The sequence below is a fragment of the Winogradskyella costae genome (genome assembly GCF_013403865.1).
Classification (GTDB): Bacteria; Bacteroidota; Bacteroidia; order Flavobacteriales; family Flavobacteriaceae; genus Winogradskyella; species Winogradskyella costae.
On sequence record NZ_JABFDK010000033.1, the window covers coordinates 1 to 1,240 of the forward strand.

General features: G+C 38.9%; 1 protein-coding gene. It reads right to left on the bottom strand.

Going from position 1 to position 1,240, the window contains the following annotated elements; all coding sequences use genetic code 11:
• The coding region (locus tag HM986_RS17550; RefSeq protein WP_218841469.1) for an alpha-L-fucosidase at window positions 1–1,229 on the bottom strand (1,229 nt) is incomplete at its 3' end.
• Window positions 1,230–1,240: the final 11 nt, after the last annotated feature.

Consider the following 1,240-nt stretch of genomic DNA (forward strand, 5'->3'; position numbering starts at 1 on the left):
TCGTCTGGTGCTTTATAAGGCACATCGATAACTAACCAATCTTTAGCCTTAGAAAATTTAAGCGGACTGCTTTTTTTTCCATCTAAGAGTGAAATGCTTTTTACTTTAGACTTCAAGCCAGGTAAGTATAATTTACCATCCGTTGGCCATTCACTTACAGATAAATAAAGAGATTCATCGTTTGTAGTGACATCTCCCCAAGGTAATGCATAGCCCCAAGGAGAACTGCCTGCGTCATAAATAACTTGTGGATATTTTTGTATCCAACGACCAGATTCCTGTAAAAATTCTATTCCAATATTTGGAATAGCACCATTACTATCTGGACCAACATTAAATAAATACGTACCTCCTCTAGCGACGGTTTCAATAACGCGACCAAGGATTTTCTTAGGGCTTTTAAAATTGTTATCATACCAAGCATAAGACCAAGAATCGTTGTTTGTATCACAAGTTTCCCAAAGGCCTTCAACATTTCTAGTTGGCACTTCCATATCTCCAATACTGGCATAATCTCCCATACCATACCCCACTCTACTACACATCATCGCATTTGGTTGTAACTCTCTAACCATATCGGCTAATTCTACAACGTATTCTTTTGGCATATCTCCCGGAGTATCAAACCATACGAAATCTATATCACCATAATTGGTACAGATTTCTCTAACTTGAGGTTTACACTTATTATAGAAGTAATCTTTAAAATCCATTTTGTTTCCTTGCGCGTCAACTTCAGGACCTCTAGTACCTCCTGGTGCTGTCCAGTCTTGATTATGAGAATAATAAAACCCGAATCCAAGTCCTAATTCCTTACATGCCGCAGACAACTCGTGCATGGGATCTCTACCAAATGGTGTGGCATCGACAATATTAAAGTCGCTCGCCTCAGAATCGAACATTGCGAAACCTTCGTGATGCTTACTAGTAATGATAATATATTTCATACCAGCATCTTTTGCTAATTGCGCAATCTGCTTAGCATCGAATTCCGTAGGATTAAACGTTTTTGCCGTTTCCATATAGTCTTCTGGAGAGATATCGGCAACACGTTTGCTCATTAGCCATTCCCCAATGCCGTAATAAGTTTTATCTTCCCATACTCCACCTAGGTTTGAAAATAAACCCCAATGAATAAACATGCCGTAGTTGCCTTCATCGAACAACTTTGCTTTTCCACTTTTTAAGGCATCACCAGTAACGCTAGTTTCACCCCACATTTCTTCCATTCCTTTTTTAT